The organism is Klebsiella scottii (genome assembly GCF_036561945.1).
GTDB classification, from domain to species: Bacteria; Pseudomonadota; Gammaproteobacteria; order Enterobacterales; family Enterobacteriaceae; genus Klebsiella; species Klebsiella scottii.
In genome coordinates this window covers 596,127-621,077 of record NZ_JARXNI010000019.1, presented here as the reverse complement: position 1 = coordinate 621,077, position 24,951 = coordinate 596,127, and the positions used below count along the sequence as shown (strand labels likewise).

Here is a 24,951-nt window from a genome sequence, read left to right as displayed (position 1 = left end):
TGACTCTTATTCTCCCATAACGGAACCGCATGACCAACTACAGCCTACGTGCTCGCATGATGATTCTTATTCTGGCACCTACCGTACTTATTGGTTTGTTGCTCAGTATTTTCTTCGTCGCGCATCGCTACCACGACCTGCAGCGGCAGCTGGAAGACGCCGGAGCCAGTATTATCGAGCCGCTGGCGGTCTCCAGTGAATATGGCATGAATCTGCAAAACCGCGAATCTATCGGGCAGCTGATAAGCGTCCTGCACCGTCGTCACTCGGATATTGTGCGCGCAATTTCAATCTATGATTCGCAAAACAAGCTCTTTGTTACCTCCAATTTTCAGCTTAACCCCAGCGAGCTGCGGCTGGAAAAGGGGGCAAAATTCCCCCGCCAGCTCAGCGTGACCCGCAAAGGCGACGTGATGATTCTGCGTACCCCTATCATCTCGGAAAGCTATTCGCCCGATGAGTCGCCGGTGACCGATGCCAAAATGCCCGGCAATATGCTGGGCTACGTGGCCCTCGAACTGGATCTCAAATCGGTACGCCTGCAGCAGTACAAAGAGATTTTTATCTCCAGCGTGATGATGCTGTTCTGTATCGGGATTGCGCTTATTTTCGGCTGGCGGCTGATGCGGGACGTCACCGGGCCAATCCGCAATATGGTGAATACCGTTGACCGCATTCGCCGCGGGCAGCTGGATAGCCGCGTCGAAGGCTTTATGCTCGGCGAGCTGGATATGCTGAAGAACGGCATCAACTCTATGGCGATGTCGCTGGCGGCCTACCATGAAGAGATGCAGCACAATATCGATCAGGCGACGTCGGATCTGCGCGAAACCCTCGAGCAGATGGAGATCCAAAACGTTGAGCTGGATCTGGCGAAAAAACGCGCTCAGGAAGCCGCGCGCATAAAATCAGAGTTCCTCGCCAATATGTCCCACGAGCTGCGAACGCCGCTTAACGGCGTGATCGGCTTTACCCGCCTGACCCTGAAAACCGATTTAAATACCACCCAGCGCGATCATCTGACGACCATCGAGCGCTCCGCCAACAACCTGCTGGCTATCATCAACGACGTGCTGGACTTTTCCAAGCTGGAAGCAGGGAAGCTTATTCTTGAGAGCATCCCTTTCCTGCTGCGCAATGCGCTGGATGAGGTGGTGACCCTGCTGGCCCACTCGGCGCACGATAAGGGACTGGAGCTGACGCTGAACATCAAAAATGATGTTCCGGATAATATTATCGGCGACCCGCTGCGCCTGCAGCAGATCATCACCAATCTGGTGGGGAATGCCATCAAGTTCACCGAGCACGGTAATATCGACGTGCTGGTGGAGCAGCGCGCAATCACGAATTCCCGCGTGCAGATCGAGATCCAAATCCACGATACCGGGATCGGCATTCCGGAGCGCGACCAGTCGCGGCTGTTCCAGGCTTTCCGCCAGGCCGATGCCAGCATTTCCCGCCGTCACGGCGGCACCGGGCTGGGGCTGGTCATTACCCAGCGGCTGGTGAAGGAGATGGGGGGCGATATCTCCTTCCACAGCCAGCCTAATCGCGGCTCTACCTTCTGGTTCCATATCAGCCTCGACCTCAACCCGAACGCCATTCCCGATAGCCCGCTCACCGACTGTCTGCGGGGGAAAACGCTGGCCTATATCGAAGCCAACGCGGCGGCGGCCCAGTGCACGATGGAGCTGCTGGCCAGCACGCCGCTGGAAGTGGTCTACAGCCCGACGTTCTCTGCTCTGCCGGAGACGCATTACGATATTCTGCTGGCCGGCATTCCGGTTTCAATGCGCGACCTTAATCAGCAGAAGGATAAGCTCACAAAAGCCTGTTCGATGGCCGATCATTTACTTCTCGCGCTCCCCTGCCACGCGCAGATAAACGCCGAAGCGCTGAAGCGCGAGGGCGTGGCCGCCTGCCTGCTTAAACCGCTGACCTCAACCCGGTTACTCCCAGCGCTAACGGCCTCCTGTCGGGTACAGCCGGCGGTGATGCTGCCGCATACGGACAGCAGCAAGCTGCCGATGACGGTCATGGCGGTTGACGATAACCCGGCAAACCTGAAGCTTATCGGCGTGCTGCTGGAAGACCTGGTCCAGCACGTCACGCTATGCGAGAGCGGCCAGCGCTCCGTGGAGCTGGCCAAGCAGATGCAGCTGGATCTGGTGCTGATGGATATTCAGATGCCGGATATGGACGGCATTCGCGCCTGCGAGCTCATCCGCCACCTCCCTCACCATCAGCAAACGCCGGTCATCGCGGTCACGGCCCACGCGCTGGAGGGACAAAAAGCGAAGCTGCTGAGCGCCGGCATGAACGATTACCTGGCGAAACCGATTGAAGAGGACAAGCTGCACAGCCTGCTGCTGCGCTACCAGCCGGGAATGCACGCCGCCGCGCCGCTGGCGGCCGACATCATTGAAGCCCCGGTCGATCATAACGTTACCCTTAGCTGGCAGCTGGCGCTACGGCAGGCGGCGATGAAGCCGGATCTGGCGCGGGAGATGCTGCAGATGCTGCTCGCCTTTATGCCGGAGGTTCGTAACAAGGTTGAAGAGCAGCTGGTGGGCGAAGAGCCGGAAGGGCTGCTGGATTTGATTCATAAGCTTCACGGCAGCTGCAGCTACAGCGGCGTGCCGCGGCTGAAGAAGCTGTGTCAGACCATCGAGAGCCAGCTGCGCGCGGGAACAGCCGCCGAGGATCTGGAGCCCGAGCTTCTGGAGCTGCTGGATGAGATGGATAACGTCACGCGGGAAGCGTGCAAGCTAATGAGCATCTAGCCCGGCTGACTCTGCGGGTCCAGGCAACGACCCGGCCCCGCGGATCGCAGCTACAGTCTTTGCCCCATTTTCAGTATCGCCGCCACGTTGCGCGCCGTCATGCGCACATTATCGGCGGCATTTTCCAGCGCCTCTTCAAGCGTGCACACGGAATAGAGCACGCTGAAGACCGCATCCAGCCCGTGCTGATGCACAACGCCCACGTCTGCGGTCAGGCTGCCGGCAATGCCAATCACCGGGATATTGTAGCTTTTCGCCACCTTAGCCACCCCAACCGGCACCTTGCCGTGGATAGTCTGGCTGTCAATGCGCCCTTCGCCGGTGATAACCAGGTCAGCGTCCGCCACCCGCTCCGCGAGGTGCAGCGCGTCGGTCACAATCTCAATACCTGGGCGCAGCCTCGCCCCGCAAAAAGCGTAGAGCGCGGCGCCCATTCCGCCCGCCGCTCCGCCGCCCTCAAGATTGAGGACATCAATGTCGAGGTCGCGATGGATAATTTGCGCGAAATGCGCCAGCGCGCGATCGAGGCGAGCGATCATCTCCTGCGTCGCCCCTTTCTGCGGGCCAAATACCGCCGTTGCGCCTTCCGGGCCGGTTAGCGGGTTGGTCACATCGCAGGCAACCTCGATGCGGCAATCCGCCAGCCGTTGATCCAGCTCGCTGAGGTCAATCTTCGCCAGCTGCTCCAGCGCCGCGCCGCCGGCCGCGATCTGCCGGTTATCTTTCGTCAGCAGCTTTGCGCCCAGCGCCTGCACCATCCCGGCGCCGCCGTCGTTAGTGGCGCTGCCGCCGATACCGATAATAATTTGCTTCACGCCGCTGTCCAGCGCGTGGCGGATCAGCTCGCCGGTCCCCCAGCTGGTGGTGAGCAGCGGATTGCGGCGCGCCGGCGGTACGCTTTCCAGACCGCTGGCCGCCGCCATTTCGATATAGGCGCAGCGTTCGTCGCCGGAAAGGCCGTAAAAAGCGTTCACCGGCTCGCCGAGAGGGCCGGTAACGACAGCCCGCACCAGATGCCCCTGAGTGGCGGCGACCATCGCTTCAACGGTCCCCTCCCCGCCGTCGGCGACCGGTAGCTTGAGGTACTCTGCGTCGGGATAAATCTCCCTGAACCCCTGCTCTATCGCGGTCGCTACGCCCAGCGCACTCAGGCTCTCCTTATAGGAATCCGGTGCAATTACTATTTTCATAAGCTGTCCTTAACATGAACCAACGCCAGCTATCCAAAAGCTACCGGCTCCCGCAGGAACCGGTTTGTCCTCAGCGCACCATGCACGGGCGCTTGTTGTCAAACGTCCACTCGGGGATCAGATACTGCATCGCCATCGCATCGTCGCGAGCGCCCAGACCGTGCTTTTTATATAGTTCATTAGCCTGCATAACGCGGTCCATATCGAGCTCTACGCCAAGGCCAGGCGTCGACGGTACCTGCACCATACCACCTTTGATCTCAAAAGGTTGTCTGGTCAAACGCTGATTCCCTTCCTGCCAGATCCAGTGGGTATCAATGGCGGTGATCCTGCCCGGCGCCGCCGCCGCGACGTGGGTGAACATCGCCAGCGAGATATCAAAATGGTTATTGGAATGCGAACCCCAGGTCAGGCCAAATTCATGACACATCTGGGCAACGCGAACCGATCCCTGCATGGTCCAGAAGTGCGGATCGGCCAGCGGGATATCAACCGACTGCAGCGACAGGGTGTGCCCCATCTGCCGCCAGTCGGTGGCAATCATATTGGTCGCCGTCGGCAGACCGGTGGCGCGGCGGAATTCAGCCATCACCTCACGGCCGGAGAACCCCTGTTCAGCCCCGCACGGATCTTCCGCGTAGGCCAGCACCCCTTTCAGCTGTTTACCAATGGCGATGGCCTCATCGAGCAGCCAGGCGCCGTTCGGGTCAAGCGTCACCCGCGCCTGCGGGAAGCGTTTCGCCAGCGCGACGATGGACTCTGCCTCCTCCTCGCCGGCCAGCACGCCGCCTTTGAGTTTGAAATCGTTGAAGCCATACTTTTCGTAGGCCGCTTCCGCCAGGCGCACGACGGCGTCCGGGGTCATGGCCTCTTCGTGGCGCAGCCGGTACCAGTCACACTTCTCATCCGTTTGGCTCTGGTAGGCCAGCGGCGTGGCCTGGCGGTTACCGACGAAGAACAGGTAGCCAAGCATTTCCACTTCGCTACGCTGCTGCCCGTCGCCCAGCAGCGAAGCCACGTTCACGCCAAGGTGCTGCCCAAGCAGATCCAGCAGAGCCGCTTCAATCCCGGTCACTACATGAATAGTGGTACGCAGGTCAAAGGTTTGCAAACCGCGGCCGCCGGCATCGCGGTCGGCAAACTGCTGGCGAACGGCGCCCAGCACGTTTTTATATTCGCCGAGCGTTTTGCCGACAACCAGCGCCGCGGCATCCTCCAGCGTCTGGCGGATTTTCTCTCCGCCAGGAATTTCGCCCACTCCGGTATGACCCGAGTTATCTTTAATAATCACAATATTGCGGGTGAAGTACGGGGCGTGCGCGCCGCTGAGATTCATCAGCATGCTGTCGTGACCGGCCACCGGGATAACCTGCATAGAGGTGACTACCGGCGTTGAGAATTGCGTCGTCATTATTGAATCCTTTTCTAATTAATCGCGGCCGAAAACGGGACGTTTGCGGTCAAATTTCCAACCTGGGATCAGGTACTGCATCGGCCCTGCGTCGTTACGCGCCCCTCCGGGCAGCGTCTTATAGGCCTCGTGCGCTTTTTGCACCTGCTCCCAGTCCAGCTCCACACCCAGACCCGGTGCGTCCGGTACGGCAATCTTGCCGTTTTCAATCTGCAGCGGATTTTTGGTCAGGCGGCAGTCGCCCTCCTGCCAAATCCAGTGGGTATCGATGGCGGTCGGATTGCCCGGCGCCGCCGCGCCGACATGGGTAAACATGGCCAGAGAAATATCGAAGTGGTTATTTGAGTGGCAGCCCCACGTCAGCCCCCAGTCATCGCACAGCTGCGCGACCCGCACCGCGCCGGACAGCGTCCAGAAGTGCGGATCGGCGAGCGGTATATCCACCGCATTGAGCATCACCGCGTGCCCCATTTCACGCCAGTTAGTGGCAATCATATTGGTTGCGACCGGCAGGCCGGTGGCGCGGCGGAATTCCGCCATTACTTCCCGACCGGAAAATCCCTGTTCGGCGCCGCAGGGATCTTCGGCGTAGGTCAGCACATCCTGCAGGCCTTTACAGAGTTCAATGGCTTCATCAAGCAGCCAGGCGCCGTTCGGATCGACGGTAATACGCGCATCCGGGAACCGTTTTTTCAGCGCGCGAGCGGTGTCAATCTCCTGCTCGCCCGGCAGCACGCCGCCCTTAAGCTTGAAATCTTTAAAGCCGTAGCGATCCTGAGCGGCTTCGGCGAGGCGGACCACCGCTTCGCCGCTCAGCGCCTCCTGATGCCGCAGGTGGTACCAGTCGTGCTGGCCTGGGGTGGTCTCCAGATACGGCAGATCCGTTTTATTGCGATCGCCGATATAGAAGAGATAGCCCAGAACGGTGACCGCGTCGCGCTGTTTGCCCGGCCCAAGCAGTTCGCAGACCGGAACATTCAGCGCTTTGCCCAGCAGATCCAGCAGCGCAGCTTCCAGCGCCGCGACCGCGTTAACCCGCAGTTCAAAGGTCCAGGCGCCTTTACCGAACGTGTCGAAATCCGCCGCCTGATTACCTTTATGTACCTGCTGAACCACTTTGTTCAGGCGCGCAATTTCCTGCCCCAGCACCTGCGGAATAGCGTCCACCAGCGTCTGATAGATCACTTCTCCGCCGGGGGCCTCGCCGATACCGGTGTTGCCCGCGCTGTCGGTGAGTACCACAATATTGCGGGTAAACCAGGCGTTGTGCGCGCCGCCAATATTCAGCAGCATACTGTCATGCCCGGCAACCGGGATCACCTTCATGTCGGTGACGATCGGAGTAGATTGAGTATTCATCGTTAGCGTTCCCCAACAGGTTTCAGTTCTATGCGTTTAATATCCCCCACCAGCACCAGGTAGCTCAGCACCGCCACCAGCGCATGTATCCCGACATAAATCAGCGCACCGTTGAACGAGCCCGTCGTCCCGACGATGTAGCCGATCGCAATAGGCGTGACGATACCGGAGATATTGCCGAACATGTTGAACAGACCGCCGGAGAGACCGCTTATCTCTTTCGGGGCGGTATCCGCCATCACCGCCCAGCCCAGCGCGCCGATGCCCTTGCCGAAGAAGGCCATCGCCATAAAGCCGATAATCATCCATTCCGCGTTAACGTAGTTACAGAACACCATCACCATCGACAGCAGCATGCCGAGCACGATTGGGGTTTTGCGGGCAATATTCAGCGAGCCGGTGCGGCGCATCAGCCAGTCGGAGATAATGCCGCCCAGCACGCCGCCGACAAAACCGCAGATGGCCGGAACGGAGGCGACAAACCCGGCTTTCAGAATCGACATGCCGCGCGCCTGCACCAGGTAAACCGGGAACCAGGTGATAAAGAAGTAGGTCAGCGCGTTAATGCAGTACTGGCCGATGTAGATCCCGACCATCATTCGCGATCCGATCAGCTGTTTGATCTGACCCCATTTTTCACTGAACGGAACCTTCCTGGCGTCTTTCTTCTGATCCATATTGATCAGCGCCCCGCCGGCGGCGATATATTCCAGCTCTTTTTGGTTCACTCCAGGGTGCTGATTCGGTTCGTGGATCACTTTCAGCCAGACGAAGCTAATCACGATCCCCAGCCCTCCCATAAAGAAGAAGACGTGCGACCAGCCGACCTCATGGGTCAGCCAGCCCATGATCGGCGCGAAGATAACGGTGGCAAAGTACTGGGCGGAGTTAAAAATAGAAACCGCGGTGCCCCTCTCCTGCGCCGGGAACCAGGCCGCGACGATGCGGCTGTTGCCGGGGAAGGATGGAGCTTCCGCTAAGCCGACGAGGAATCGCAGGGTAAACAGCGCGATGATGATGCCAAAACCGCTAAAGATATCGACGAAACCCTGCAGGAGGGTAAACATCGACCAAATGAAGATGGACCAAAAATAGACCCGTTTTGAACCAAAGCGATCGAGCAGCCAACCGCCGGGAATCTGACCAATCACGTAGGCCCATGAGAACGCCGAGAAAACGTAGCCCATGCCCACCGCGTCGAGGCCAATATCTTTGGCCATTTCCGAGCCGGCAATCGACAGCGTCGCACGGTCGCCATAGTTAAAAGAGGTGACGATAAACAGCATCACCACTATCCAGTAGCGGGCGTTGGTGCGTTTTTCCGCGCCGCTCGCCGCCTGACTTAATGTACTCATTGTTGCACTCCTGAATCATAGCAATTAGCTACGTTCATTCTGAACAGCACAACCTGTAGGGTAGTCAGAATGACGTGTTAGTGTTTTCGTTTTATCTGGCATTTTGCTTTTTCAAACTGGCAGAGAAAGTATAAAAAGAGGACATGGCTGGCTCACCGTGCACATACACAGCTTTGCGGGACGTGCTGAAATCGATTTATGGCTTATGCCTAATCAGATGGGGGGTAGTTCACGGAAATGAAAAGCAGCCGCCGCTTAGCGCTGCCAGCGACGGTGCAAACGGCAGGAGTGTGAAATATCTCTCTTGACCCGGTGAAAACACCTGGAAAAAACCACTCTGTATAAGCGGTTATTATGCAGATGCCTGAACTCCTGGCGAGCGGGAACGGGTATGATCCCGTTGAGCGTTTATCCGGCGCTGGCCTTCAGAAGGGACGCCCTCTACGTAGGGGGAGAGCGTCACTTTTCATCCGCCTATTCGAGCAGGGTCGCCCACTGTTCAACCCACGGGTTGGAAACGCCTTCGGGTTCCGGGTCTTCGCTGGCGTCAATCAGCAGCATTTCGCCGACGCGCTTTGCGCCCTGCTCCTGCAGCAGCGCATCAAAGGTTTTGCCGCCGCCGCAGAAGTTAGCGTAGGTGCTATCGCCGAGCGCGATGATTCCGTAGCGCAGGTGCGGCTGGTACATATCCTTAATGCCTTCGTACAGCGGGACGATGCTATCCGGCAGATCGCCCTGTCCGGTCGTTGACGTCACGACCAGGACATATTTTCCGCTGTAGGGTTCCCAGTCCTGAACCTCCGGGTCTTCGAACACCTTCGCTTTATGGCCCAGACCGCTCAAAATGGCTTCAGCTTCTTCAGCGACCAGCAGCGCGTTGCCATACATCGTACCGACAAAAATCCCGACTTCTGCCATGTTTATCTCCCTGGATTGACCTCAATCTGTTCATCCTGACCGCTGTCGCCAGCAAACTCAACCCTTTCATTTAGCGGCAGAAGGCCTCGCCAGCCAAACTGCGACAGAGCCCGCATCCACACATCGTCCAGGCTGGCGCGAATGACCAGCGGCTCGCCGGTAAACGGATGAGTTAGCGAGAGCTGGCTGGCATGCAGCATCAGGCGGTCGCAGGCAAAGTTTTCAACCGCGCTGCGGTTCTGCCGCAGATCGCCGTGCTTGCTGTCGCCGATAATCGGGTGGCGCAGGTGTGACAGATGGCGGCGCAGCTGATGCTTACGTCCCGTTTTAGGCTCCAGCTCAACCAGGCTATAGCGCGTCGTCGGATAGCGTCCGGTGGCGACCGGCATTTCCACCGTCGCCAGGCCACGATAGTGGGTCACCGCTGGCTGCGGGCCTTTATCTTCGCGCGCAAATTTATCGGCTATTTTATCCAGCTCTTCAACCAGCGGATAATCGAGCAGCGCCTCTTCGGTGAGCCAGCCGCGGGCAATGGCGTGGTAGCGTTTTTGCATCTGGTGTTGTTCAAACTGCTGCGACAGCCGCCTTCCCGCCTCGCTTGATAGCCCCATCAGCAGAACGCCGGAGGTCGGTCTGTCGAGCCGATGGGCGGTAAAGACGTGCTGGCCAATCTGATCGCGCACCGTTTGCATAACCACCACTTTTTCATCGCGATCCAACCAGCTGCGGTGGACCAGCCAGCCGGAAGGCTTATTGACCGCCACCAGCCACTCGTCCTGATAAATAATTTCCAGCATCAGGCGTTATCGCTCGCAAAAAGGGTATCGAGCAGCAGCAGCTCGGCCAGCACGCGATCGCGCAGCGGGTGGGCGGCATCAAGGGCCATCTCATAATAAGGGGAGACGGCAAAACTCTGCGGCAGCGGCTGCTCGCCATCCAGCAGCTGATGCATACGAGGGATCAGCACCCACTGGAGCCACTCCAGCGGCTCCATGGTATCCATGCAGAACGGACTGTCGCTGGCAAAGGCGCTGCTTTGCGGCGCGCTTTCCTGCCAGTACTGCGTTTCGCGCAGCAGCGCTTCAATCGCGTGCAGGCGCTCGCGCACGCTGAGGTGAAGAGTCATGGGGAAACCTCGATGAGTTGTAAACCGGCGCAGAATAGCAAATTCAGAAGAGAAATAAAAAAAGGGAGCACTGTATAAACAGTGCTCCCGGTTCGTTTCGCAGCAATCCAGCTACATTGGTGCTCCCTGCTCGTCCGTGAAAACTTTTCCTGAGGTCTCCTGACCATGTTCATCCATAAACCAGTGCGTCCTGCTTTCACACCACCCCGATGTGAAATTACCTGTCCTTAAGTCTATCCCGATCTTCCTGATCCACCGTTCATCATGAGCGGCTCACGTTCTCCATCCTGGAGGTGTCCTTTACGCAATCCTGCGTTATCCTGTGCTTCATCCTGAAGCCTGTCCTTGCTGCGCCTTCCCGGCGGGTCCTGCAGAAGCGTCATCATCCTGATGTTCACTTCATTTCGCGACTTCCTGTCGACGTACATAGGATCCCTGATTCCGCCTCGTCTTACAAGCCTTCATACGACAATCTCTTAAGATTAGTCACCACTGAAAAAGACGATATAAAACCTAACCAACTGAATTTAATTGGTTTATTAAAAATTAAATAGTTGAAAAATGACTTAAATGATGACGATCTCTTACAGGTCTTGTAAGAGATCTCTCACAAATGGACAGGCACAATGGGTTACAGAACCGGCTCAAGCTGGTTAAGAAAACTCGCAAGGGAGGGAGCAAGGGTCGTACGCTTGCGCGTGCCGAGCGTCTCTTTGAGGACTTCACCGCTCAGGTTACAAACGGAGATAACTTCCAGCTCGCTGTCCAGAGTGGCGATAAACAGCGTCGGCGACAGCTTCAGGCGTTTTTGCACCACCAGATGACCAATCAGATTTTCCTGCATACGCTGGAAGTCATCCGGACTCCAGGTTTGCAGCAGGGTCATCGTTTCACCGGCCAAGCGCGCCTGCATATCGCCGGCAAACTGGGTGGTATAATAACTATGAGCTGGCGGTTGTACCACAATATCTAAGGCCCTTTCAACCGCGCTGATATTGGCGGCGAGTGAAAAGGGCTGCGGTTGCCAGAAAACGGCGTCGGCGTCCGTCGAGCTGATGCAGGGCGACGGGATGCCGTAAAGCTCTTCGCTGCGCGGCAGGCTTGCGCGCTGCTGCTGCCAGGCGTCGCAATAACGTTGGGTAAATGCTTGCAGCGCTTCTGCGGTCTGATTGTCCACCGGTTTCTCTCTTCACGTTAGCCAGGATACACTTAGCAAATAGTGTACCCGCTTTACTATGGTGAAACATGTCTTCTTATGAGAATCATCAGGCTCTGGCTGGCCTGACGCTCGGTAAATCAACCGATTACCGTGATACCTACGACGCATCCCTGCTGCAGGGCGTGCCGCGCAGCCTGAACCGCGATCCGCTGGGCCTCCACGCCGACAGCCTGCCCTTCCACGGCGGCGATATCTGGACGCTGTACGAACTCTCCTGGCTGAATGCAAAAGGCCTGCCGCAGGTGGCGGTGGGCCACATCGAGCTGAGCGATACCAGCGTGAACCTGGTGGAATCCAAGAGCTTTAAGCTCTATCTCAACAGCTTTAACCAGACCCGCTTTGCCGACTGGCAGGAGGTGCAGGCGACCCTGGCGCGCGACCTTAGCGCCTGCGCCCAGGGCGAGGTCACGGTTGCGCTCTATCGCCTTGACGAACTCGAAGGCCAGCCGGTGGCCCATCTGCACGGCACCTGCATCGACGATCAGGATATCGAGATTGATAACTATGAATTCAGCACCGACTACCTGCTGGGCGCCGCCGGCGACAACATCGTCGAAGAGACGCTGGTGAGCCATCTGCTTAAATCCAACTGCCTGATCACCCATCAGCCGGACTGGGGTTCGGTGCAAATCCAGTATCGTGGGCCAAAAATCGATCGCGAAAAGCTGCTGCGCTACCTGGTCTCGTTCCGTCATCACAACGAGTTTCACGAGCAGTGCGTCGAGCGGATCTTCAACGACCTCCTGCGCTTCTGCCGGCCGCAATCGCTCTCCGTCTACGCCCGCTATACCCGCCGCGGCGGCCTCGACATCAACCCGTGGCGCAGCAACGCGGACTTTGTTCCGGCTATCGCTCGCCTGGCGCGCCAGTAGTAAAGAATTTTCACAACTTTGCGTGCGTTCACGCGTACGCAAGGTTGTGGAAACGCCGCAGGCAAGGCTATTGTAATCACAGGAAGACGATAATCGTCCTGTTAAGGAGTTCACTTGATTACACATGTTAGCCCGCTTGGTTCAATGGATATGCTGTCACAGCTGGAAGTGGATATGCTTAAACGCACCGCCAGCAGCGACCTGTATCAGCTCTTTCGCAACTGTTCGCTTGCCGTGCTCAACTCGGGGAGCCTGACCGATAACAGCAAAGAGCTACTGTCTCGTTTTGAAAACTTCGATATTAACGTGCTGCGTCGCGAACGCGGCGTGAAGCTGGAACTGATCAACCCGCCGGAAGAGGCGTTCGTTGACGGGCGTATTATCCGTTCCCTGCAGGCCAACCTGTTTGCCGTGCTGCGCGACATCCTGTTCGTTTACGGGCAGATTCATAATACCGTTCGTCTCCCGAACCTCGACCTCGAAAGTTCGGTGCATATCACCAACCTGGTATTCTCGATTCTGCGTAACGCCCGCGCCCTGCACGTCGGCGAAGCGCCAAATATGATCGTCTGCTGGGGCGGCCACTCGATCAATGAGACCGAATATCTCTACGCCCGCCGCGTCGGGACCCAGCTCGGCCTGCGCGAGCTGAATATCTGCACCGGCTGCGGCCCGGGCGCGATGGAAGCGCCGATGAAAGGCGCCGCGGTTGGCCATGCCCAGCAGCGCTACAAAGACAGCCGCTTTATCGGCATGACCGAACCTTCTATTATAGCCGCCGAGCCGCCGAACCCGCTGGTGAACGAACTGATCATCATGCCGGACATCGAAAAACGCCTTGAGGCGTTCGTGCGCATCGCCCACGGTATCATCATCTTCCCGGGCGGGGTGGGGACGGCGGAAGAGCTGCTCTATCTGCTGGGCATTCTGATGCACCCGGCCAACAAGGCGCAGGTACTGCCGCTGATCCTTACCGGGCCAAAAGAGAGCGCGAACTATTTCCGCGTGCTGGATGAGTTCATCGTCCACACTATGGGCGAATCGGCGCGCCGCCACTACCGGATTATCATTGACGACGCCAGCGAAGTTGCGCGTCAGCTGAAGAAAGCAATGCCGCTGGTGAAAGAGAGCCGCCGGGAAACCGACGACGCCTACAGCTTTAACTGGTCGATTCGTATTTCGCCGGACCTGCAGATGCCGTTCGATCCGACGCACGAAAACATGGCCAACCTCAAGCTCTACCCGGACCAGCCGGTAGAAGTGCTGGCCGCGGATCTCCGCCGCGCCTTCTCCGGGATCGTCGCCGGGAACGTCAAAGAGGTCGGCATCCAGGCGATTGAAAAATTCGGCCCTTATAAGCTGCACGGCGATGCGGAGATCATGCGCCGCATGGACGATCTGCTGCAGGGCTTCGTCGCCCAGCACCGCATGAAGCTGCCGGGCGGCAGCGCCTATATTCCTTGCTATGAAATAGGCTCCTGAGCCCTGTTGTAACCCTTCCCGGGCGGCGGCTGACGTCCTGCCCGGGCAGCCCAACCCGAACTCCAGCACTCCAGCACTCCAGCACTCCAGCACTCCAGCACGATAATCTGCCTACCCACCGGCTTCGCCGCGCGCCCTGTCAGAAATCTATTTCCTTTGTGAATGTTTTGTAGCTTTTTACAAAGCCAATCGTTTGCCTTTCCAAAAACAGCAACAAATATCACCACAAAAAAGACATTTGAGAGCTAAAACATCGAGAACATCTCATTTTTACAGCAAAAACCTCGTTATTACGCCGTCATGCTTTTATCTCATATGCTGCGAATGATAGCCTTCGCGCCACAAATATCTGGCTGAACATCAGAAACAGACTGTTGGACTAAAAATACCCACCTTGAAAGTGGATTATTGCAATTGAGATCGAGATCACTGATAGATTTCCAATATGAATGTATCTTTCCGCCCCACTTGTTACGGAGAAAATCACTAAAAAACCGTAAACAAACGAATTTTATATTACTTAATTGATTTTATTTATTATTTTTTGTTGCTTCCTCCAGGAGATACAGATGGAAACCACGCAAACCAGCACTGTCGTTTCGGGCGCAACCCGCAGCGGATGGCGCAAAACGGATACCATGTGGATGCTGGGCCTGTACGGCACGGCTATCGGCGCGGGCGTTTTGTTCCTGCCGATCAACGCCGGGGTCGGCGGCCTTATCCCCCTGATCATCATGGCTATTCTGGCTTTCCCGATGACTTTCTTTGCCCACCGCGGGATGACCCGTTTTGTGCTTTCCGGTAAGAATCCGGGCGAGGACATCACCGAAGTCGTCGAAGAACACTTTGGCGTTGGCGCCGGTAAGCTGATTACCCTGCTCTACTTCTTTGCTATCTACCCGATCCTGCTGGTTTATAGCGTCGCGATTACCAATACCGTCGAGAGCTTTATGCTGCACCAGCTGCACATGACGCCGCCGCCGCGCGCGATCCTCTCGCTGATCCTGATCGTCGGGATGATGACCATCGTGCGCTTCGGTGAGCAGATGATCGTTAAAGCGATGAGCGTGCTGGTGTTCCCGTTCGTGGTCGCCCTGATGATTCTGGCGCTGTATCTGATCCCTGAGTGGAACGGCGCGGCGCTGGAAACGCTCTCCCTGAGCAGCGCAACCTCTACCGGCAACGGCCTGTGGATGACCCTGTGGCTGGCGATTCCGGTCATGGTCTTCTCCTTTAACCACTCACCGATCATCTCCTCCTTCGCCGTGGCGAAGCGTGAAGAGTACGGCCAGGGCGCTGAGAAAAAATGCTCCAGCATCCTCGCCCGCGCGCACATCATGATGGTGATTACCGTTATGTTCTTCGTCTTCAGCTGCGTACTGAGCCTCTCCCCGACGGACCTGGCGGCGGCAAAAGATCAGAACATCTCGATTCTCTCTTACCTGGCGAACCACTTTAACGCCCCGCTGATTGCCTGGATGGCGCCGATCATTGCGATGATTGCCATCACCAAATCCTTCCTCGGCCACTATCTTGGCGCCCGTGAAGGCTTTAACGGCATGGTGATTAAATCCCTGCGCGGTAAAGGTAAATCCATCGAAATCAATAAGCTGAACAAAATCACCGCGCTGTTCATGCTGGTCACCACCTGGATTGTGGCGACGCTGAACCCGAGCATTCTCGGTATGATCGAAACCCTAGGCGGCCCGATTATCGCGATGATTCTGTTCCTGATGCCGATGTACGCGATTCAGAAAGTCCCGGCGATGCGCAAATACAGCGGCCACGTCAGCAACGTCTTCGTGGTGCTTATGGGCCTGATTGCTATCTCCGCAATTTTCTACTCTCTGTTCAGCTAATCTCCCCCTCGCGCCGCCCGCCGGCGGCGCGCTTTCCGACAGCTCTGGATGTGCATCATGATCAGCGTATTCGATATCTTTAAAATCGGCATTGGCCCTTCCAGCTCCCACACAGTGGGGCCAATGAAAGCGGGCAAACAATTCACCGACGACCTTATCGCGCGCGGGCTGCTTGCCAACGTCACCACCGTCATCGTCGACGTATACGGTTCCCTTTCCCTGACCGGCAAAGGCCACCACACCGACATTGCGATTATTATGGGCCTGGCGGGCAACATGCCCGATAGCGTCGACATTGACGCCATTCCGGCGTTTATTCAGGACGTCAACACCCACGGGCGCCTGATGCTGGCAAACGGCCAGCAGGAGGTCGACTTCCCGGTTGACCGCTGCATGAATTTTCATGCTGACAACCTGTCGCTGCATGAAAACGGCATGCGCATTACCGCCCTCGGCGGCGACAAAGTGCTCTATAGCCAGACCTACTACTCCATCGGCGGCGGTTTTATCGTCGACGAACAGCACTTCGGCCAGAGCAACGAAGCTCCGGTCTCGGTACCTTATCCCTACCAAAATGCGGCTGATTTACAGCGGCACTGCCGCGAAAGCGGGCTCTCGCTTTCCGGCCTGATGATGCAAAACGAGCTGGCGCTGCACAGCAAAGAAGAGCTGGAGCAGCACTTTGCCGCCGTCTGGGAAGTGATGAGCGGCGGTATCGAACGCGGCATCAGCACCGAAGGGGTTCTGCCGGGCAAGCTGCGGGTCCCGCGCCGCGCCGCCGCGTTACGCCGGATGCTGGTCAGCCAGGACAATACCAACAGCGATCCGATGGCGGTCGTTGACTGGATCAATATGTTCGCCCTGGCGGTGAACGAAGAGAACGCCGCCGGCGGCCGCGTGGTCACCGCGCCGACCAACGGCGCCTGCGGGATCGTGCCTGCGGTACTGGCCTACTACGATAAGTTTATCCGCAAGGTTAACGCCAACTCGCTGGCGCGCTACCTGCTGGTGACCAGCGCAATTGGCTCGCTGTATAAGATGAACGCCTCGATTTCCGGCGCCGAAGTGGGCTGCCAGGGCGAGGTCGGCGTGGCCTGTTCGATGGCGGCGGCCGGCTTAACCGAGCTGCTGGGCGGCAGCCCGGGCCAGGTGTGCATCGCCGCGGAAATCGGTATGGAGCACAACCTGGGTCTGACCTGCGACCCGGTTGCCGGCCAGGTTCAGGTGCCGTGCATCGAGCGTAACGCCATCGCCTCGGTGAAGGCCGTCAACGCCGCCCGGATGGCGCTGCGCCGCACCAGCGAACCGCGCGTGTGCCTCGATAAGGTTATCGAGACGATGTACGAAACCGGCAAGGATATGAACGCCAAGTACCGTGAAACGTCGCGCGGTGGCCTGGCGATGAAAATCGTGACCTGCGATTAAGCCCTCTCCGGCCCGGCAGCCGCGCCTGCCGGGCACTCTCCCGCACTCCCCGCCGCGCCAACCGCTACTTTTGTTATATAGACTAAGATTTAGTTATTTATTGGTTATAAGGGCAATTTGTTACCTTACGGTTAACCGCTACAGGAGAACAAATCATGTCCAAAAGGTTCCATCTGGCCCTGCTGCCGCTGGTGCTCGGCCTCTCTGCTTCCGCGCTGGCACAGGCGCCGGAAACCGTTAACATCGGCTATCAAAAAGCCAATATTTTCGCCCTGCTGAAATATCGCGGAACCCTCGATGAGACCTTCAAAAAACAGGGGATCGCCGTGCGCTGGATAGAGTTTCCTGCCGGTCCGCAGATGCTGGAAGGGCTGAACGTCGGCAGTATCGACCTGGCGGCCACCGGCGACGCTCCGCCGGCATTCGCTCAGGCGGCGCGGGCGGATCTGGTTTATCTCGCCCACTCCCCGGCGAACCCCAAAACCGAAGCCATCGTGGTGCCGGAAAACTCGACGATCCACAACGTGGCCGACCTGAAAGGCAAGCGCGTGGGGCTGAATAAAGGCTCTGACGTCAACTACCTGCTGGTGGCCGCGCTGGAAAAAGCCGGACTGAGCTATAAAGATATCACGCCGGTCTATCTGCCTCCGGCCGATGCCCGCGCCGCCTTCCAGCGCGGCGCCATTGATGCCTGGGTTATCTGGGACCCGTACCTTGCCGAAGTCGAAACCAACGCCAGGGCGCGGCAGATCCGCAACGCTGAAGGGCTGGTGCCGCACTACACCTTCTATCTCGCCAGCCGCAAATTTGCCGAAAACCACCCGGATACGGCAAAACAGGTGGTGGATGAGTTACGCCAGCTCAGCGACTGGGCTAACGCTCATCAGGATGACGCCGCCGGAATTTTGGCGACCTCAACCGGGCTGGATAAGGCAATCTGGCTGAAAGCGCTCGCTCGCCTGCCCTACGGCGCCGAACGCATGACGCCTGCGGTCTATAACGAACAGCAGGCGCTGGCGGATACCTTCACCCGCGTTGGCCTGCTGCCGGTCAAAGTGGACGTGCGCAGCGCCACCTGGTCGCAGGATAAATAGTGATTAACGGCGACGGTTTTCCCCGCCGCCCCCTCCTTACCCCTGCGTTTTCTCGCCGTTGCCTATCTGCCAGATAAAGGTCGGCGCTTCGCCGTTGACCAGCCAGTTGCCGATATTGCGCGCTTTATAGATAACCGGATTATGCGACGCCACCGTGCGCGCGTTGCGCCAGTGGCGATCGAGCGCTTTGCCTACCCGGGTGTCCGACGCGCCGAGGGCGTTAAACAGCTCGGTCGCCGCGCGCGGTATCCAGTCGCTGGCAATCACCTGCGCCTGCGCCGCTTCAACCTCCGCCAGACGATTACGCTGCGCAATCAGCGCCTCGTCGCCGCTGGCGTGAACGATATAGGCCTGCTGTAAAGACTCCGCCGCCTGCAGCACCGCCGCGCGGGTCGCCCACGCCCAGCTGCTGATTTGCCCTACCACCTGCAGCACCTGAGGATCGTCGCGCGGCACGGCGGCATTGCCGTGGCTGTACATACGGGAGCGTTTTTTCACCCCTTCGGCGGCATCGCGTTCTACCGCCAGGCCGATACCCGCCAGCGTCGCCAGTAAGATATGCTGATAGAAGGCGGTCTGGTAGCGAAAGCGCTCGGCAAAATCGTAGACATGTTCCTGCTCAACCTGCGCCTGCCGGAAGCGGGTGGTGCCGCTGCCGGTCAGACGCTGGCCAAAGCCGTCCCAGTCGTCCTCTCGCTCCACCCCGCTTTGCCTGGTACTGACCAGCGCTATCACATCGCCGTTGTTGTCGCTGCGGCGGGCAAAGACGTCAATCCAGTCGGCGTACAGCGTCCCGGTGCTGTAAAACTTCTCGCCGCTTAGCCGCCAGCCGTGCTCGTCCGGCGTCACCTGAGTATTCACCTCCCCAAGCTTTACCGCCCCCGTTTCGGTCCAGCCGCTGCCCACCAGCTCCCCGTCGCGAAAACGCTGGAACCAACGATCGCGCTGCGCAGAATCGGGCTGATTCAGACGATCCTCAACAAAGGCAAAATGAGCGCGCAGCGCCTGCGGCAGGTTTGAATCAGCCTCGGCCAGCTCAATCAGCAGGGCAATCAGCTGCGGCAGCGACGCGCCCCAGCCGCCCTTTTCCCGCGGAATGCGCAGCGTGCCGAATCCCGCCTCCTTCAGCCAGCGAATCGGCTCCTCGGGCAGAATACGCTGCTGCTCGCGGCTGGCCGCCCCTTGCGCAATGCGCGAGAAAATCGGCCGAAAGGCCGCCGCCAGCTGTTCGTAATCGGTACCGGTAGAAAGTAGTGTCATCATCTGTTCCTTAATGGTGGCTGTCGTCAATGTCGTGACGCGTCGGCTCGTGGCGAACCGCAAGCAGGAAGAAGATCGGAATCAGGGCGGCCAGCGATACCACCCAGAACATTTGCGTGCCGAGGGAGGCCTGCAGCAGCGGCAGCACGAACAGCGCCAGCGCGCTGCCGATCCCGGAGAGCGCCCGGCTGAAGCCGACGCCGGTGGCGCGAATCGAGGTTGGATAGGAGAGCGCCGGATAGATCATCAGCTGCGCGCCGGGGCCAAAGCCCTCGGCAAACAGCCACAGCCCAAGCATCGCAATCGCCAGCACCACGCCGACGGTGGCCTGCGGCTGACCCACCAGAGCAAGCACAATCAGGGCGATAAACTGCAGCGCGAAGCCGGCAATCGCCACGTGGCGCGACGGATATTTCCACGCCAGATGCATTCCCAGCAGCCCGCCGGTAAAGGCAAACAGCGCGTTCAGCCCCAGCGAAGCGGAGATGGTTTCAAACACGCCGGCCCCGAGAAACTGCGCGAGGATCGACGGCAGGAAAAAGGCGATGGCGGTGTACTCAAAGGAGATACAGATATTCATCACCCCGGCAACGATGGTGCGCTCGCGGTACGGCTTTTCAAACAGCACGCGGAAGCTCACCTTCGGCGGCGGCGCGGGGCGTTCAGCCGGCGCTTCATGGGCGGCAATGCCGTAAGAGTCGCGCAGAATGCGCACCGCCGAGGCCAGGTCTCCCTGGTTTGCCGCCCACAGCGGCGATTCATTCATAAATTTTCTGCGCACGGCGATAATCAGCAGCGCCGGAACCGCGCCAAACAGCAGCGAGGCGCGCCACAGCCAGTCGAGATGCTCCTTTGGCAGCAGAAAATAGAGGCCGAAGATAATCAGAAAACAGACCGTCGAGGCGGCGTACCACATCGGGCACCAGGCGGCGAGGCGCGAGGCCTTGTTGCCTTTGCCGGTAAAACGGGAGAATTCAGCGAGGTAGGACATGGCGACCGGCAGATCGATACCGACGCCGATGCCCATCAGGAAACGGGCGCCGATCAGCACCCAGACGTTGGGCGCCAGCCCCGCGGCGATAGCCGAGACGACAAAAAACAGCATATCGGCCATAAACACCGAATAGCGGCCATATTTATCCGTCAGCCAGCCGCCGATCAGGTTGCCAAAAATGGTGCCGACCATAATGGATGAGGTGACCAGGCCGGTCAGCAGCGGCGAGAGCTGGAATTCACGCACCACGTCGTCGATGCCGTAGGAGAGCGTGGTTAAATCATAGGCGTCAAGGAAGACGCCGCCGAGAGCGAGGAAGACAATCATCCGCGCATATTTAGCCTGATCCTTGCCCGAATTAATTAGCCGCGCCACATCCCCGACGCTACTCACCGGCGCGGAGGCCACACCGGGATTATCAACAGACAGCGTACTCATGTTTTCACCTTATTATGTTGTGCAGACGATCGCAGTTATAGGCCGACCGCTGATAAAGTGGAACCAACAAATACGCATATAAAAATCAATATATTCAATAAGTTAATTGAATAAAACGGCAAAATCAGGACGAGCTTTCGCCCGTCCTGCGAGATCGCTCATCAGCGCAGATTATTCGGCGGAAACCGGCACCAGCACGTCTTTCACCAGCGGATCGTCGGTGGTTTTCAGCCAGGTCTGGATCCGCGGGTCGGAAAACGCCTGTTTTAATTTGACGATATTCTCCTGCGACAAATAAGGCGTCCCGATGACCAATTGCGAAGCGAAGGTGCGCGGCGCCGGCGGGAATAAAATGCCTCTGTCACGCGATACTTTTCCGGCATCAAACTGCGAGACATAGCCGATTGCCGCATCCACCGAATTGAGCGCCCGCGGCATGGTTAACAGGTCCAGCTCTTTGAAATTAAACTGATGCGGGTTGCCGACGATATTTTTCAGCTTCGCCGTGCGCGGCTCCACCGCCGGGTCGAGCGTAATCAGGCCGATGCGCTGCAGCAGCCACAGCGCCTGCCCCTGGTTGGCGCCATCATCCGGCACCACGATCGTCGCCCCATTCGGCAGATCCTTAACCGATTTATAGCGATCGGAGTAAATGCCAAAGGCCCACTGGAACACCGGCACCGTGGTGGAAAGCGCGAAGCCGTTAGCGTCCACCACCTGCTTCAGCCACCACTGATGCTGATAGATGGTTCCGGCGTACTCCCCCTGCGCCACCGCGCGATCCGCCTGCACCGGATCCTGTACCCCCACCGCCTCCAGCTTGAGGCCGTAATCCGGCGCGATATGCTCGCCGATGTACTCGATGATCCGCTGCTCGCCGGCCATCGCCGGTTCATAATGAATTTTCAGGGTGGTGCCGAACACCACCTGCTGCGACCGGGCCTCTCCCCGCCACCACCAGAAGGCGACGGCCAGCGCCACAATCACTACCAGCGCCGCCAGCCACGGCCAGCGGCGGGCCTTACGTAACTCAAACTGTTCTGTTGTCATGAAGAGATCCCCTGCGTGTGGCGAAGTTTGTTGACCAGACGGTCACCGAAAAATTGAATCAGCTGGATAGTGGCGATCAGCGCGATAATGGTGGCGATCATGATGTGATTGTCGAAGCGCTGGTAGCCGTACACCACCGCCAGATAGCCGATCCCTCCCGCGCCGATGGTGCCGGCAATGGCGGAATATTCGATCATCGACACCAGGTTGAGCGTCACCGCCGCCACCAGCGCGGGCAGGGCTTCACTCAGCTGGGCGCTGCGGATAATCTGCCAGCGCGAGCCGCCGCAGACGATCCCCACGGCGGTGACCTCCGCCGGCAGCTCGCGCAGCGCGTTTTCCACCAGCCGGCCGAAAAACGGCACCCCGGCGGCGATCATCGGCACCACGGCGGCAGGAATGCCGATCGTTGTCCCGGTGAGCCAGAAGGTGAAGGGAATAATCGCCGCCATCAGCACCAGAAACGGCAGGGAGCGCCCCATATTCACCACCCAGTTCAGCACCCGGTACAGCGCGGCGTGCGGGAACAGGCCCCGCGACGAAGCGTTGAATAGCACCACTCCGACCGCTCCGCCGAGGGTCACCACAAACAGCATCACAATGGCCACCATCAGCCAGGTTTCGCCGTAGGCGGGCAGCAGCAGCGTATGGATCTCGCTCCAGGGGGTATCCTGGCTGATTACCGAAGGTTTCATACCGCCTCCTTGAGTTCCGGCGCGCCGTCAAGCACCTCCGCCGCGATACCGAGCTGCGCCAGCAGCGCCAGCATCCGCGCCGCCGACAGACGCTCGCCCTGAAAGCGCACCCCCGCCTGCAGCCGCCCCGCCAGCCGGCCGTTGATCACCTCAACGTGGCCGCCGAGCAGGTCAATCTGCAGCGCAAACTGCTGGCTCAGGCGGCTGATCCAGTCGGTGGCCACCGGCACATCCCAGCGGTAGCTCAGGCGCAGCAGCAGATCGCTATGGGCCGCCACCGGAGAGAGCGGCAGCAGCTGCTGGCCCAGCAGAGAATCCGGGCGCGCCAGCAGCTCTTTCACCTCGCCGAACTGAAGGATCGCGCCGTCGCGAATTTCAGCGACCGCATCCGCCGCCGCGCGTACCGCGTCCATCTCGTGGGTAATCAGCACGATCGCCAGGCGATACTCATCGCGCAGGCGTTTAAGCAAATTGAGCACCGCGGCGGTGGCCTGCGGGTCCAGCCCGGAGGTGGCCTCGTCCGCCAGCAGCACCGAAGGACGCAGCGCCAGGGCGCGGGCGATGCCGATGCGCTGGCGCTGGCCGCCGGAGAGCTGGGCCGGCCAGGCGTCCGCTTTATCGCTCAGGCCGACGCTTTCCAGCAGTTCGCCGACCCGGGCTTTAACATCCCGCTCCACCACCCCGAGGTACTCCAGCGGCAGGGCGATATTTTGCCAGGCCGTTTTGCGGTTCAGCAGCGCCGAGGACTGGAAAACGGTGCCGATCGCCCGCCGCTCGCGGCGCAGCGCCTCGCCGCTGAGCAGCGACAAATCGTTGCCGTTAACCCGGATGCTGCCGCTGTCGGGGCGCTCCAGCAGGCTGATGCAGCGCGCAAGGGTCGATTTACCCGCGCCGCTTGGCCCCACCACCGCGGTGATGGAGCCGGTCGGCACCCGCAGCGACAGCCCTTTCAGCACCTCGCTGACCCGCCCCCCCGCCGTGCGGTAGCTTTTATGCAGGTCGTCTATCTCAATCATGTCACCTTCTCCCCCGCCCCGGCGTCGATGCGCACGCCGCGCCGGTAGCTGGCCCCCGGATGCGGGGCCACCAGGCGCGGCCCGGCGCCGAACAGTTTTTCGCGCAGCGTGCCTTCGCGGTACTCCTGCTTGAAGACGCCGCGCTTTTGCAGCTCGGGAATAAGCAGATCCACCACATCGCGGAAGGTTTCGTGGGTGACGGCGTAGGCGAGGTTAAAACCATCGACATCGGTCTCCTCGACCCACGACTGCAGCTCGTCGGCCACGGTTTCCGCGCTGCCGACGATCAGCGGGCCGAAGCCGCCAATCCCCACCCAGTCGGCCAGCGCCTGCACCGTCCACTGACGGTCCGGATCGGCGGTGGAAAAGGCCTCGACCGCCGACTGAATGGCGTTGGTATGCAGATATTTCAGCACCTGATCCGGCTGGTACTGGCCGAAGTCGATCCCGGTCCAGCCGGAGATCAGCGCCAGCGCCCCTTCATAGCTGACGTAGGATTTATACTCCTGCCATTTGGCCTGCGCCTCGCGGTCGGTTTCGCCGACGATCACCGTTTGCAGGTTAAAAATCAGGATGCTGCGCGGATCGCGTCCGGCCTCCGCGGCGCGGCGGCGAATGTCGGCCACGGTCTTTTTAAGCAGCGTTTTTGACGGCGCGGCGACAAACACGCACTCGGCGTGCCCGGCGGCAAACTGCTTCCCGCGGCTCGACGCCCCGGCCTGATAGAGCACCGGAGTGCGCTGCGGCGAGGGTTCGCAGAGGTGGATCCCCGGCACCGAGAAGAAGTTACCCTGATGGTTGATCGGATGGATTTTCTGCGGATCGCTGAAGATCCCCCGTTCGCGATCGCGCAGCACCGCGCCATCTTCCCAGCTGCCTTCCAGCAGCTTATAAACCACGTCGAGATACTCATCGGCGTAGTCGTAGCGCGCATCGTGATCGGTCTGCGCCTGATGACCAATGTTGCGCGCCCCGCTTTCCAGGTATGAGGTCACGATATTCCAGCCCACCCGGCCTTTGGTCAGATGGTCAAGGGTCGACAGGCGGCGGGCAAACGGATACGGATGCTCAAACGACAGCGATGCGGTCAGACCAAAGCCGAGGTGCTCCGTCACCAGCGCCATCGGGGTAATCAGCGCCAGCGGATCGTTCACCGGCACCTGCGTCGCCTGGCGAATGGCGGCATCGCCGTTGCCGTTCAGCACGTCGTAGATGCCCAGCACGTCGGCAATAAACAGGCCGTCGAACTTACCGCGCTCCAGCAGACGCGCGAGGTCAACCCAGTAGTCCAGATCCTTGTACTGCCATGAGCGATCGCGCGGATGGGTCCACAGCCCCGGCGACTGGTGGCCGACGCAGTTCATATCAAAAGCATTAAGACGAATTTCGCGTTGTGATGACATAG

The 24,951-nt window shown here is 59.2% G+C and carries 20 protein-coding genes; 6 read left to right on the top strand and 14 right to left on the bottom strand.

Annotated elements, in window-relative coordinates; genetic code table 11:
- Positions 1 to 29 precede the first annotated feature (29 nt).
- Entirely contained in the window at positions 30 to 2,783 is a 2,754-nt protein-coding gene (barA, locus tag QFI97_RS06700; RefSeq protein WP_346430777.1) for a two-component sensor histidine kinase BarA, read from the top strand.
- A 50-nt stretch (positions 2,784 to 2,833) separates the two neighbouring features.
- Here the strand turns inward: barA and QFI97_RS06695 are convergent, their stop codons facing one another.
- The 8 genes from QFI97_RS06695 to syd all read right to left on the bottom strand — a co-directional run bounded on the left by QFI97_RS06695 (position 2,834) and on the right by syd (position 11,319).
- Positions 2,834 to 3,973: a glycerate kinase gene (locus QFI97_RS06695; protein WP_346430776.1), complete on the bottom strand. Its 1,140-nt coding sequence runs from the start codon at positions 3,971 to 3,973 to the stop codon at positions 2,834 to 2,836.
- 70 nt (positions 3,974 to 4,043) lie between these two features.
- On the bottom strand, positions 4,044 to 5,384 hold the full coding sequence (gene gudD, locus QFI97_RS06690; protein WP_095098644.1) for a glucarate dehydratase: 1,341 nt from the start codon (positions 5,382 to 5,384) through the stop codon (positions 4,044 to 4,046).
- An 18-nt stretch (positions 5,385 to 5,402) separates the two neighbouring features.
- Positions 5,403 to 6,743 carry an enolase C-terminal domain-like protein gene (locus QFI97_RS06685; protein WP_095098646.1) on the bottom strand — a complete coding sequence of 447 codons (1,341 nt, stop codon included), beginning with the start codon at positions 6,741 to 6,743 and terminating at the stop codon, positions 5,403 to 5,405.
- A 2-nt stretch (positions 6,744 to 6,745) separates the two neighbouring features.
- Entirely contained in the window at positions 6,746 to 8,098 is a 1,353-nt protein-coding gene (gene gudP, locus QFI97_RS06680; RefSeq protein ID WP_095098649.1) for a galactarate/glucarate/glycerate transporter GudP, read from the bottom strand.
- 474 nt (positions 8,099 to 8,572) lie between these two features.
- A complete protein-coding gene (locus QFI97_RS06675; protein WP_095098651.1) occupies positions 8,573 to 9,016 on the bottom strand; it encodes a flavodoxin in 444 nt (147 codons plus the stop codon).
- A 2-nt stretch (positions 9,017 to 9,018) separates the two neighbouring features.
- Positions 9,019 to 9,813, bottom strand: coding sequence for a tRNA pseudouridine(65) synthase TruC (gene truC, locus QFI97_RS06670; protein WP_095098653.1), 795 nt, complete (start codon positions 9,811 to 9,813; stop codon positions 9,019 to 9,021).
- A complete protein-coding gene (locus tag QFI97_RS06665) occupies positions 9,813 to 10,142 on the bottom strand; it encodes a YqcC family protein (protein ID WP_095098656.1) in 330 nt (109 codons plus the stop codon). Before QFI97_RS06665 ends, truC begins: the two co-directional genes overlap by 1 nt.
- Positions 10,143 to 10,773: 631 nt before the next feature.
- On the bottom strand, positions 10,774 to 11,319 hold the full coding sequence (syd, locus tag QFI97_RS06660; protein WP_346430775.1) for a SecY-interacting protein: 546 nt from the start codon (positions 11,317 to 11,319) through the stop codon (positions 10,774 to 10,776).
- Between the two features lie 68 nt (positions 11,320 to 11,387).
- On the opposite strand from syd, the gene queF reads away from it, so the two are divergent.
- The 5 genes from queF (at position 11,388) to QFI97_RS06635 (ending at position 18,093) form a co-directional block, all read left to right on the top strand.
- The gene (queF, locus tag QFI97_RS06655) at positions 11,388 to 12,233 is read left to right on the top strand and encodes an NADPH-dependent 7-cyano-7-deazaguanine reductase QueF (protein ID WP_346430774.1); all 846 of its coding nucleotides are present in this window, start codon (positions 11,388 to 11,390) and stop codon (positions 12,231 to 12,233) included.
- A 114-nt stretch (positions 12,234 to 12,347) separates the two neighbouring features.
- The gene (gene ppnN, locus QFI97_RS06650) at positions 12,348 to 13,715 is read left to right on the top strand and encodes a nucleotide 5'-monophosphate nucleosidase PpnN (RefSeq protein ID WP_095098663.1); all 1,368 of its coding nucleotides are present in this window, start codon (positions 12,348 to 12,350) and stop codon (positions 13,713 to 13,715) included.
- Positions 13,716 to 14,284: 569 nt separating this feature from the next.
- The gene (locus tag QFI97_RS06645) at positions 14,285 to 15,574 is read left to right on the top strand and encodes an HAAAP family serine/threonine permease (RefSeq protein WP_346430773.1); all 1,290 of its coding nucleotides are present in this window, start codon (positions 14,285 to 14,287) and stop codon (positions 15,572 to 15,574) included.
- Positions 15,575 to 15,631: 57 nt separating this feature from the next.
- Positions 15,632 to 16,999, top strand: coding sequence for an L-serine ammonia-lyase (locus QFI97_RS06640; protein ID WP_095098668.1), 1,368 nt, complete (start codon positions 15,632 to 15,634; stop codon positions 16,997 to 16,999).
- A gap of 155 nt (positions 17,000 to 17,154) precedes the next feature.
- Positions 17,155 to 18,093 carry a sulfonate ABC transporter substrate-binding protein gene (locus QFI97_RS06635; protein ID WP_095098670.1) on the top strand — a complete coding sequence of 313 codons (939 nt, stop codon included), beginning with the start codon at positions 17,155 to 17,157 and terminating at the stop codon, positions 18,091 to 18,093.
- A gap of 36 nt (positions 18,094 to 18,129) precedes the next feature.
- Here the strand turns inward: QFI97_RS06635 and QFI97_RS06630 are convergent, their stop codons facing one another.
- The 6 genes from QFI97_RS06630 to QFI97_RS06605 form a co-directional block, all read right to left on the bottom strand.
- Positions 18,130 to 19,353, bottom strand: coding sequence for an acyl-CoA dehydrogenase family protein (locus QFI97_RS06630; protein ID WP_241782650.1), 1,224 nt, complete (start codon positions 19,351 to 19,353; stop codon positions 18,130 to 18,132).
- 10 nt (positions 19,354 to 19,363) lie between these two features.
- Entirely contained in the window at positions 19,364 to 20,785 is a 1,422-nt protein-coding gene (locus QFI97_RS06625; protein ID WP_095098676.1) for an MFS transporter, read from the bottom strand.
- 171 nt (positions 20,786 to 20,956) lie between these two features.
- Positions 20,957 to 21,835 (bottom strand): MetQ/NlpA family ABC transporter substrate-binding protein, encoded by an 879-nt coding sequence (locus QFI97_RS06620; RefSeq protein WP_095098678.1) that lies wholly within the window; start codon positions 21,833 to 21,835, stop codon positions 20,957 to 20,959.
- Complete coding sequence (locus QFI97_RS06615; RefSeq protein ID WP_041146996.1) at positions 21,832 to 22,530, bottom strand: methionine ABC transporter permease; 699 nt, start codon at positions 22,528 to 22,530, stop codon at positions 21,832 to 21,834. The genes QFI97_RS06620 and QFI97_RS06615 overlap by 4 nt, the downstream gene beginning before the upstream one ends.
- Positions 22,527 to 23,546 carry a methionine ABC transporter ATP-binding protein gene (locus QFI97_RS06610; RefSeq protein WP_095098684.1) on the bottom strand — a complete coding sequence of 340 codons (1,020 nt, stop codon included), beginning with the start codon at positions 23,544 to 23,546 and terminating at the stop codon, positions 22,527 to 22,529. The genes QFI97_RS06615 and QFI97_RS06610 overlap by 4 nt, the downstream gene beginning before the upstream one ends.
- A complete protein-coding gene (locus QFI97_RS06605) occupies positions 23,543 to 24,949 on the bottom strand; it encodes an LLM class flavin-dependent oxidoreductase (RefSeq protein WP_241722870.1) in 1,407 nt (468 codons plus the stop codon). Before QFI97_RS06605 ends, QFI97_RS06610 begins: the two co-directional genes overlap by 4 nt.
- Positions 24,950 to 24,951: the final 2 nt, after the last annotated feature.

What these genes read in the sequence shown, in the direction of transcription:
- barA (WP_346430777.1), top strand. Translation starts at nt 30, where the DNA reads ATGACCAACTACAGCCTACGTGCTCGCATGATGATTCTTATTCTGGCA.
- QFI97_RS06695 (WP_346430776.1), bottom strand. Translation starts at nt 3,973, where the DNA reads ATGAAAATAGTAATTGCACCGGATTCCTATAAGGAGAGCCTGAGTGCG.
- gudD (WP_095098644.1), bottom strand. Translation starts at nt 5,384, where the DNA reads ATGACGACGCAATTCTCAACGCCGGTAGTCACCTCTATGCAGGTTATC.
- QFI97_RS06685 (WP_095098646.1), bottom strand. Translation starts at nt 6,743, where the DNA reads ATGAATACTCAATCTACTCCGATCGTCACCGACATGAAGGTGATCCCG.
- gudP (WP_095098649.1), bottom strand. Translation starts at nt 8,098, where the DNA reads ATGAGTACATTAAGTCAGGCGGCGAGCGGCGCGGAAAAACGCACCAAC.
- QFI97_RS06675 (WP_095098651.1), bottom strand. Translation starts at nt 9,016, where the DNA reads ATGGCAGAAGTCGGGATTTTTGTCGGTACGATGTATGGCAACGCGCTG.
- truC (WP_095098653.1), bottom strand. Translation starts at nt 9,813, where the DNA reads ATGCTGGAAATTATTTATCAGGACGAGTGGCTGGTGGCGGTCAATAAG.
- QFI97_RS06665 (WP_095098656.1), bottom strand. Translation starts at nt 10,142, where the DNA reads ATGACTCTTCACCTCAGCGTGCGCGAGCGCCTGCACGCGATTGAAGCG.
- queF (WP_346430774.1), top strand. Translation starts at nt 11,388, where the DNA reads ATGTCTTCTTATGAGAATCATCAGGCTCTGGCTGGCCTGACGCTCGGT.
- QFI97_RS06645 (WP_346430773.1), top strand. Translation starts at nt 14,285, where the DNA reads ATGGAAACCACGCAAACCAGCACTGTCGTTTCGGGCGCAACCCGCAGC.
- QFI97_RS06640 (WP_095098668.1), top strand. Translation starts at nt 15,632, where the DNA reads ATGATCAGCGTATTCGATATCTTTAAAATCGGCATTGGCCCTTCCAGC.
- QFI97_RS06635 (WP_095098670.1), top strand. Translation starts at nt 17,155, where the DNA reads ATGTCCAAAAGGTTCCATCTGGCCCTGCTGCCGCTGGTGCTCGGCCTC.
- QFI97_RS06630 (WP_241782650.1), bottom strand. Translation starts at nt 19,353, where the DNA reads ATGACACTACTTTCTACCGGTACCGATTACGAACAGCTGGCGGCGGCC.
- QFI97_RS06625 (WP_095098676.1), bottom strand. Translation starts at nt 20,785, where the DNA reads ATGAGTACGCTGTCTGTTGATAATCCCGGTGTGGCCTCCGCGCCGGTG.
- QFI97_RS06620 (WP_095098678.1), bottom strand. Translation starts at nt 21,835, where the DNA reads ATGACAACAGAACAGTTTGAGTTACGTAAGGCCCGCCGCTGGCCGTGG.
- QFI97_RS06615 (WP_041146996.1), bottom strand. Translation starts at nt 22,530, where the DNA reads ATGAAACCTTCGGTAATCAGCCAGGATACCCCCTGGAGCGAGATCCAT.
- QFI97_RS06610 (WP_095098684.1), bottom strand. Translation starts at nt 23,546, where the DNA reads ATGATTGAGATAGACGACCTGCATAAAAGCTACCGCACGGCGGGGGGG.
- QFI97_RS06605 (WP_241722870.1), bottom strand. Translation starts at nt 24,949, where the DNA reads ATGTCATCACAACGCGAAATTCGTCTTAATGCTTTTGATATGAACTGC.